The 9168-nt window shown below is 61.5% G+C and carries 9 protein-coding genes and 1 pseudogene; 9 read left to right on the top strand and 1 reads right to left on the bottom strand.

What is annotated here, in order from left to right; all coding sequences use genetic code 11:
* Positions 1 to 98: 98 nt before the first annotated feature.
* Positions 99 to 806 (bottom strand): DeoR/GlpR family DNA-binding transcription regulator, encoded by a 708-nt coding sequence (locus WBB14_RS07115; RefSeq protein WP_274923534.1) that lies wholly within the window; start codon positions 804 to 806, stop codon positions 99 to 101.
* Positions 807 to 922: 116 nt separating this feature from the next.
* Between WBB14_RS07115 and WBB14_RS07120 the strand changes: the two genes are divergently transcribed.
* The 9 genes and pseudogenes from WBB14_RS07120 to WBB14_RS07160 form a co-directional block, all read left to right on the top strand.
* The gene (locus WBB14_RS07120; RefSeq protein ID WP_051723375.1) at positions 923 to 1636 is read left to right on the top strand and encodes an HAD family hydrolase; all 714 of its coding nucleotides are present in this window, start codon (positions 923 to 925) and stop codon (positions 1634 to 1636) included.
* Positions 1629 to 2771 carry an ABC transporter ATP-binding protein gene (locus WBB14_RS07125; protein WP_029309264.1) on the top strand — a complete coding sequence of 381 codons (1143 nt, stop codon included), beginning with the start codon at positions 1629 to 1631 and terminating at the stop codon, positions 2769 to 2771. The genes WBB14_RS07120 and WBB14_RS07125 overlap by 8 nt, the downstream gene beginning before the upstream one ends.
* Positions 2772 to 2780: 9 nt before the next feature.
* Positions 2781 to 3653, top strand: coding sequence for a carbohydrate ABC transporter permease (locus tag WBB14_RS07130; protein WP_029309265.1), 873 nt, complete (start codon positions 2781 to 2783; stop codon positions 3651 to 3653).
* Positions 3650 to 4483, top strand: a complete 834-nt coding sequence (locus WBB14_RS07135) for a carbohydrate ABC transporter permease (protein ID WP_165091848.1) — start codon at positions 3650 to 3652, stop codon at positions 4481 to 4483. The genes WBB14_RS07130 and WBB14_RS07135 overlap by 4 nt, the downstream gene beginning before the upstream one ends.
* Before the next feature lie 18 nt (positions 4484 to 4501).
* Positions 4502 to 5764, top strand: coding sequence for an ABC transporter substrate-binding protein (locus WBB14_RS07140; RefSeq protein WP_029309112.1), 1263 nt, complete (start codon positions 4502 to 4504; stop codon positions 5762 to 5764).
* Positions 5765 to 5779: 15 nt separating this feature from the next.
* A complete protein-coding gene (locus tag WBB14_RS07145; RefSeq protein ID WP_029309111.1) occupies positions 5780 to 6571 on the top strand; it encodes a phosphodiesterase in 792 nt (263 codons plus the stop codon).
* 700 nt (positions 6572 to 7271) lie between these two features.
* Positions 7272 to 8000, top strand: coding sequence for a class I SAM-dependent methyltransferase (locus WBB14_RS07150; RefSeq protein WP_031942805.1), 729 nt, complete (start codon positions 7272 to 7274; stop codon positions 7998 to 8000).
* Positions 8001 to 8514: 514 nt separating this feature from the next.
* A pseudogene (locus tag WBB14_RS07155) lies at positions 8515 to 8796 on the top strand (IS21 family transposase); the annotation flags it as partial.
* Positions 8797 to 8955: 159 nt separating this feature from the next.
* Positions 8956 to 9168: DUF4158 domain-containing protein (locus tag WBB14_RS07160; protein WP_030093369.1), on the top strand; the 213-nt coding region annotated here is incomplete at its 3' end.

Genomic DNA, 9168 nt, shown 5'->3' on the forward strand with positions numbered 1-9168 from the left:
GGCCACCATACCCGTTTACAAAGCGAACAGGAAAGTCAATGAAATCAACGGTCTACCCAGACCACCCCCGCGCCAGTGCTAGCTTTGCGTACCGTCACTTATTGCACTGAAAACGAGGAGACCCCGATCCTGAAGATTGCTTGCGCCTTGAACTTGGAGGAGTCGACGAGGACATTGACGGACTGGGCCGCGTCCACGAAGGCTCGATTCATCGCTGACTCCTCGGGCGTCAGCATGCCGATGCCCCCGGTCGCGGAGATCCCGTGGACGCCCAGGAAGGCCGCTCTGACCGTGATGTCCTCGAATGCACCTGTTTCGAGGCGGCCCACACTCGTCATCTTCTGAAAGTCCACGGTGCCCTGCAGGAGATGGACAGTGGCGTTTCTGCTCTTGGCCAGCTCCATGGCGACGGTCAGTCCGTTGGTGACGACATGAAGGTGGTGATGACCTCGCAGAGCTTCCGCGAGGTGCCTGCACGTGGTACCGCCGTTGATGAGGATGCAGTCGCCGTCCGACACTGATTGCGCGGCCAGCTCCGCGATGGCTCGTTTCTCGCGGTAGTTTTCCCTCTCGCGCTCCGCGTAGCTAACACTCTCGTACCGCGCCCAACCCTCTGCATACACCTCATTGCCGGGAATCGCGCCCCCTCGCGTGCGGGCCAGCACGCCACGCTCCTGCAATTCGATGAGGTCACGGCGGACAGTGATCGGCGATGTCTGAAAACGCTCCGCCAGCACGCTGACTTCGACGACGCCGCCCCCTTGCAAAAGGGCGACGATTTCTTTCTGGCGAGCTGCTTTGAGCATCTGTTTTCTTGCATTTCAGGACGGTTGACGCGCCACGCGCGCACGGGATCGATGCGGAAACTGTACCGCCCGTATTTGTCATGAGTTTGACTCATTATGTTCGTAGCATTCAGGACATGAACACTAACGATCAAATACGAACAGTCGTCTTTGATGTCGATGGAACCCTTTTCGACACCTTGCCCACCCTCGCAGCCGCGGCCAATGAGGTGCTTGTGCTCGCCGGATTGCAGGCCGTCGAGCCGCAGCATCTTCGTCCTGCCTTGAGCCAGGGCATCACCGCCCTCTTCCAGAGCGCGCTCCGGCTTCAGGCCGCGTCTGTGCCGCTCGCGTTGGGGTCGCGACTCGAAGATGCCTTCGCGCACCGCTACGCATCGCACTGGCTGCACAAAACTGTGGCATACGACGGCGCTCTCGATCTGCTGTCGATGCTTCGTTCGCAGCGCATCGCACTGGGCATTTGCACGAACCGCGATCAAGGCTCCACACGCACGCTTCTGGACAAGGCAGCGCTGACCGGCTTCTTCGACGCGATCGTGGGCCTGGGCGACACCGAGCATCCCAAGCCGGACGCCGCGCCGTTGCACCTCGCACTGACCCAGTTGGGCGGGACGCCGCGGACAGCGCTGTTCGTCGGGGACTCCGGCATTGACGCAGCGTGTGCCCAGGCGGCTGGCGTACGGCTGGCGGCCCATCTCGGCGGCTACGCCGCGGCGCCCGACGACTTGCGCCCGTGCACCGTGGCGTTTTCGGGCTACGCAGAGTTTCACAGCTGGATGGCCGCCCGGACATCGACTCAGTCAACGGCGGAGACGAACGACCATGTCTGACATCCAGATTTCCGGCCTGACCAAACGCTTCGGCAACGCTGCCGTTCTTCAGGAACTCGACCTGACAGTGCGCGACGGCGAATTCCTCACCCTGCTGGGCGCGTCCGGTTGCGGCAAGTCCACCTTGCTGAAGCTGATCGCCGGCCTGGACACGCCCGACACCGGCACGATCCGCATGGGAGACCGCGACCTGCTCGCCCTGTCACCCAGCGCACGGGACTGCGCGATGGTGTTCCAGTCCTATGCGCTGTACCCGCACATGACCGTGCGCGAGAACATCTCGATGCCGCTGGTGATGCGCGGCCTGGGGTTCTGGGGTCGCCTGCCGGGGGCACGCCTGGTATCCCCCGGGGTGCGCCGCCGGCTCGCCGACATCCATGCCAGCGCACATGAAGTGGCCCGGCGACTCGCCATCGACGGGTTACTCGATCGTAAGCCGGCGCACCTGTCGGGCGGCCAGCGCCAACGCGTCGCCCTGGCGCGCGCGATGGTTCGCCACCCCTCCGTGTTCCTGTTCGACGAGCCCCTTTCTAATCTGGACGCCAACCTTCGCCATGCGCTGCGTGCCGAGATCCGGCAGCTTCACGACCAGTTGGGCGTGACGTTCATCTACGTCACGCACGATCAGCACGAAGCCATGTCCATGTCGGACCGTGTGGCGGTCATGCGCGAAGGCCGCATCCTTCAGGTGGCGCCACCCGAAGATCTGTACATGCGGCCACAAAGCCTCGAGGTGGCTCGATTCGTCGGCGCACCGCGGATCAACGTCGTGCCGGGCGACATCCTCGCCAATGGCGAGATCCATTGCCTGGCGCAACGCATCGCAGATACCGCGGGGAACGGCGGGCCCTGCCGTGTCGCCTTCCGGCCGCAGGCTGTCACCTTGGCAAAGGCGCCGGGCCTCACCGTGCGCGGCGTGGTTGGCCATGTGGAATACGCGGGTGCCGAATTGATGGCCACGCTGACCCTGCCGAGCCAGGGGGAAGCCTGCATCGTCTGCCTCCCGGCTGGCACGGCAGCGCACGCAGGGGCCGAGTTCGAGGTCACGGTCCCGTGGGAAGCCCTGCATGTCTTCGACGCCGGCGGCCAGCGCATGTCGATCGGTCGATGCGACACCCTGAAGCGAGTGGCCTGAAAGCCGAGCATGCGCGCCCATCCTCTTTCCACCGTTTCACTTCTCGCGCCCGCGGGCCTTCTTGCGACGCTTCTGCTGTTCATACCCGTCCTTGCCGTATTTCTGATGTCGCTGACCGATTGGCAGTTCGGCGCCACCACCCTGAACTGGGTCGGCCTGCAGAACTACGCCGAACTCTGGTCGGACGCGGTGTTCCGCAAGTCTGTGGCCAACACCCTTGTCTACCTCGTCCTGGTCACCGGGGGATCGATCACGCTGGGCCTGAGCCTCGCCTTGTTGATCGAATCCGATCGATCGGGACGCGGCTTCTACCGCACAGCCTTTTTCATGCCGGCCGCATCGACGCTGATCGCAATGGCGGTCGTGTGGGAATTCCTGCTGCATCCGAGCGCCGGGCTCGTCAATCACCTGCTCCAGCAGGTCGGCGTCGCACCCCAGAACTGGCTCAACGACCGCCACCTCGCGCTGTACTCGGTCGCCGCGATCGGCATCTGGCAGATGTCGGGGCTTGCCCTGGTGTTCTTCCTGGCCGGGCTGCAAGGAATCCCCCGCGACGTGCGAGATGCGGCGGAACTCGACGGCATCGATCGCCCCTTCGATCGATTCCGCTTCGTCACCTGGCCGTTGCTGGGCCCTACCACCTTGTTCGTCATCACTGTCTGCGCCATCCGCGCCCTGCAGGTCTTCGACACCGTCCATGTGCTCACCAAGGGCGGGCCGAACAAGGCCACCGAAGTGCTGCTGCACACCATCTATGCGGAGGGGTTCAGCTTCTTCCGCATGGGTTACGCCAGCGCCATGACGGTGGTCTTCATCGCCGGCATCTTCCTCTTGACCCAGATCCAGCACGCCGCGCTGGAGCGCAGGACGCACTACGCATGAAACCTCCTTCCCCTTCCTTTCGGATTCTTCGCCACGTGGTGCTGATGGCCGTGGCCCTGGTCTTCCTGATGCCGTTCATCTGGATGGTGCTGACCTCGCTCAAGCCTGCCGACGAAATCTTCGGCAGCGAGATTCATCTTTTTCCGACGCGCTTCGCTGCAGTGGAGAACTACACCCTCGCGCTAACCAAGGTCCCCTTGCTGCGCTACCTGTGGAATGGCGTGCTCGTCTGCGCGGGCATCCTGGTGCTGCAGATCCTGGTGGCACTGCCTGCCGCCTACGCCTTTGCCAAGCTGTCGTTCCGTGGCAAGCCGTGGGCTTGGCGCTTGGTGATGCTGGCGCTCATGGTGCCATACCAAGCCACGGCCATCCCCCTCTACGTAATGCTGTATCACGCCGGTCTGCTCGACTCGATGGCCGCGCTCATCCTGCCTTTCAGCGTGTCCGCGTTCGGCATCTTCCTGATGCGGCAGTTCTTTCGCACCGTGCCCGACGACCTGATCCACGCCGCGCGGCTCGACGGCATGGGTGAGTTGGAGATCGTCTGGCGCGTGATGCTGCCCACGGCCATGCCTGCCTTGCTGGCGTTCTCGATCTTCTCGGTGGTCTGGCATTGGAACGACTACTTCTGGCCACTGCTGGTCATCAATTCACCCCATCTGGCGACGCCGCCGTTGGGAACCATGTTCTTCCGCAATGAGGAAGCAGGCAGCGCGTTCGGTCCGCTGATGGCCGGCACGGTGCTGATCACGGCGCCGCTGGTGCTGTTGTTCGTCGTCGCGCAAAAGCGCTTCATCGAAGGTGTGACGCTCACCGGCGTCAAAGGTTAAACCGCAAGGAATCAAGCAATGAAACAACTGTTTAAGAAAACCGCCGCACTGGCCGTGTTAATGACCACCGGCCTGGCACAGGCTCAGCAACCGACTGAGATCGTGATCGACTACGCGTACGCTGATCTCTTCAAAGAGGTCCATGAATCAATCGCAAAAGACTTCATGGCGAAGTTCCCCCAGTACAAGGTCACGTTCCGTGCGCCCACGTCTGACTACGAGGTCGCGGCACAACAGGTTCTGCGCCAGGCCGTCACGGGCCAGCTCCCCGATGTGTCTTATCAGGGCCTCAATCGTCAGCGCGTGTTTGCCGACCGTGGGCTCGCTGTCGACCTGACGCCCTTCATCAAGGCGGAGAAGGGCTGGGCGGGGATGGGTTACGACCAAGCGTTGCTTTCACTGGGGCAAGTCAAGGGTCAGCAGGTCGGCATCGGCTTCGCGCTGTCTACACCCGTCATCTACTACAACGCCGACCTGATGCGCAAGGCGGGCGTGGAGCCCGATCGCTTTCCCATGAACTGGGATGCCATCATGAACGCGGCCAAAAAGTCGAAGGCGGCAACGCCCGGCACCGAGAGCCTTCACGTCGAGTGGGACATCACGGGCAACTGGATGTGGCAGGCGCTGGTCTTCAGCAACGGCGGCACCATGTTGACCGCCGACGAGAAGAAGGTGGCCTTCGACGGCCCCGCAGGCAAGGCCGCCATGCTGACCCTCGAGCAGCTCGTCAAGCAGGGTGAGATGCGCAACATCTCCTATTCGGCCGCCTTGCAGGACTTCGTGAGCGGCAAGCTCGCGGTACTGGCGACAACCACTGCGCGCCTGGGCAGCATCACGAAGCAGGTGGGAGGCAAGTTCGAGATTCGTACCGCCCGCATGCCCGTTGCCAAGGACGGCCGACTGCCGGCCGGCGGCAATGCAGCGATGATGTTTTCCAAGGATCCTGCCAAGCAGGCCGCTGCTTGGGAATACATCAAGTTCGCCACCGGCCCGCTGGGCGCGACGACCATGGTCAAGGCAACCGGCTACTTCCCGGCCAACACGTTGCCAGCGACCGACCCGAACCTGCTTGCGCCCTTCTACAAGGCAAACCCCAATCATCTGACCGCCATCGCGCAGATGCCGGTACTCACCGGCTCGTACGCGTTTCCGGGTGACAACGGCTTCAAGATTACCGACGTAATCAAGGATCACCTCCAGACCGTGGTTTCGCAAGAGGTGCAACCCGCCGTTGCCCTTAGCGAGATGAGCAAGGCCGTCCAGGCATTGCTGCCGCGCTGAGTGCAAGGCACGACCATGCACAAGTTCATCCACATCACGGACATTCATCTTGTCGAGCAGGGTCGCGCCCTCTACGGCCATGACCCCGGCAAACGGTTCGAGCGCTGCATCGACAGCGTGATCGCCGAGCACGCGGACGCAGCGTCTTGCGTGATCACGGGCGACCTCGCACATGTCGGGCACCCGGACGCCTACCGCCAGCTGTCGGAGCAATGCGCGCGGTTGCCAATGCCGGTTCATCTGATTCTCGGCAACCACGACAGCCGGACCAACTTCCGCGAGCGCTTCCCACAGGTGCCGGTGGACAGCAATGGGTTCGTCCAGTACGAGCAGGCCATCGGGAGGTTCAGGGGTCTGTTTCTGGATACCAACGAACCGGGAACGCATTGCGGCGTCTTCTGCGAGCAACGGGCAAACTGGCTTTCCCAGCGCTTGGCGGAGGATGATTCACCGGTGCTCCTGTTCATGCATCATCCGGCATTCCACCTTGGCATCCCGGTCGCGGATCGAATCGGATTGGTCGACAACGAATGGTTGCTGACAGCACTGAAGGGCCACGCGCATCGCATCAAGCACCTGTTCTTCGGCCACATCCACCGGCCCATCTCGGGCACCTGGCGCGGCATCCCCTTCTCGACTTTGCGCGGTACCAACCATCAGGTGGCACTGCACCTTGGGGAATCCGAAGACATCCCGGGAAGCTTCGAGCCACCACAGTACGCCGTCGTCCTGCTCGACGACGATTCGGTGATCGTGCACCTGCATGACTTTCTCGATCGCAGCGAGAGATTCTGGCTAGGCGCGTAGGCGCGGATGCAGAGGCGGCCCTTGGTCCAGTGCCGTGAAGTCGATCCTGCCGACTCTGCAGGCGATTCAAGCCTCAATCAAGGGCCGAAGCGGGCCCTAAGAAATCGTAGTGCACCTGCCGGACGGGCACGCCCAGCGTGCGCCGCGAGCGCTGCGCACGCTGCACGAAAGGCTTCGACCCGAGGAAATAGCTGTCGGTGCCGCACCCCCGTTGGCTCACTCTCCAGTCGGCGCCAACAACTCGACCTACGAATTAAGAGTCTTCGCTACCTCGATTTCTAAAGAATCTCAAAAAGTTGGAAAAATCCAGCATCCATGCGAGTTTGCGGTTGATTGAGGCTACTGAACTGTTCTCGCAGGTTCCCCTTTTATGTGAAGTATTCGCGGCATGATTACACGGGCTTTACACGTGAGCCGCGGGCGAAACCTGCTGCTGGCCTAATGGCACTCTCCGAGCAGAATCGAAGCGCTTTACCTTGCGAAAGCGGTGCTAACGTGCTTTTGTGTTCCAGATCTGTGAGGGCCATGACTCCAAACGGCCAACTGCGGGTCTTCGAAATTTGAAACTGGTTGATTGCTACCTGGGTCAAATAAGTCTCCCTGTTGTTCCCATTTCATTGCAGCGACAAATGCGACGGCAGGGCTTGACCTGCAGATTCAGGCCACTTCGAAATGCCTGTCTGAGATTGACTGGATTGACATGACACTCTTTCGGAACGTTGCAGTTTTAGCTGGGGTTTTGGGATCGCTGCTTGGTGCCGGCAGCTTTCCGGCGCAAGCGCAAGAGCTAGCGTACGTCGCTGGAGTGCCCAGCGCCGACGGCATCGGCAAACGCTACCTGGGTCGCGAGATCGCACAGGTCATGGGGTGGCAAGGAGCGCCATGGCTCGAACGCCAGGAACGGGAGAAGGAAGAACGTACCGACCTTCTCCTGGATGCGCTGGAGTTGAAGCCAGGCATGGTGGTTGCCGACATCGGCGCTGGTACCGGCTACCTGTCCCGTCGCATGGCGCGCCTGGTCGCCCCTTCCGGCAGAGTCCTGGCGGTCGATGTGCAACCCGAGATGGTCGCGCTTTTGCGCCAGGCTGCGGAAGCCGAAGGCATGCGCAATATCACGCCTTCATTGGGTACTGAAAACGATGCCCGTCTGGCGCCGGGGTCCGTCGACCTGGCGATCATGGTCGACGTGTATCACGAGCTGTCTGCTCCGTATGAGATGCTCAGGAGTGTGGTGCAGTCGCTCGCGCCCGGCGGGCGGGTCGTTTTCGTGGAGTACAAGGCGGAAGATCCCGCAGTACAGATCAAGCAGCTGCACAAGATGACGGAAAGGCAGATCCGCCGGGAAGCGGAAATCCTGCCGTTGCAGTGGGTGCGTACAGACGCGAGGCTGCCGTGGCAGCACGTCGTCATTTTCCGAAAGAAATCCTGAACTGCAGAGCTTTGGCGAGTGCAAGCTTCTTGGCCTTGGCGGGTAATCTTCAGTTCGTCGGATCGAGCACCAAACGCGCATTTAGGTCGTCGACGAGCCAAATGACGGCGGATCCAGGCGGATCCAATGCTTGATTAAACGCCGCCATCGTCAAGACGAAACCTGCCGGCTTGATGTCATCGACGTTCAGAGAAACCTAGATGCTGCGCACAAAGGCGCTTTGCGCCATGTGCGTACGGCAGCCGCCGCTCGCCACTTGAGGATCTATGCGGTACCCCTGTCGTCATCCTGATTGCCGACTTTCAGCAGTCAGTTTATGGGGCCAAATACATCGCCGCCGTCGAGGTTTGCAAGTGCCGGCACGGTCGCCTGACCTATCAATGTCGCGGATGCATGCTTTCAGCTTTGGTACAAACGAGTAGCGCGGCGGCCTAAAACTTCTGCCATCAGTCTGAAGCTGCCTTTAAGTCGACTTGTCTGCGTCTTCGTGGGGCGGCCTGAAGCAGCGGGGCTTACCGCCGTCGACAAGGTCCACAAGGGCAAGGGCCGCACTGTCAACGCGCGCTTCTCGGTGATGTGCGCGCACTACCTGTACGACCCTGACTTCTGCAACGTCGCGGCGGGCTGGGAGAAGGGGCGCGTGGAGAAGAACGTGCAGTACAGCCGTCGGCGCATCTGGATCGAGGCGGCCCGACATCGCTTCAGTTCCTTTGTCGAACTCAATGCCTGGCTGAGTGAGCGCTGCCGCGCCCTGTGGAACGAGATCCGCCATCCCGAACACAGCCAATTCAACGTGGGCACGCGCTGGTTGGGGTCTCCTCGTTTTCAGTGCAATAAGTGACGGTACGCAAAGCTAGCACTGGCGCGGGGGTGGTCTGGGTAGACCGTTGATTTCATTGACTTTCCTGTTCGCTTTGTAAACGGGTATGGTGGCCTCCCACTTTTGAGGTTCACGATGCAGGGTTGGCACACAACGTTTTTGGGGATGCGTGGGCTCCCCCGCGATATCAGCGACTTCGAGATGAAGGCATTTTTCACCTTCGATGGTGCCGAGCGCGACGCAATCAATGCACGCCGAGGTGATTCCCACAAGCTTGGTCTGGCGCTCCATATTGGTTTCCTGCGCATGAGTGGGCGTTTGCTCGGTGCCTTTCGGGTAATTCCAGTA

This window comes from Achromobacter sp., from assembly GCF_049647645.1.
Taxonomy (GTDB): domain Bacteria; phylum Pseudomonadota; class Gammaproteobacteria; order Burkholderiales; family Burkholderiaceae_B; genus Achromobacter.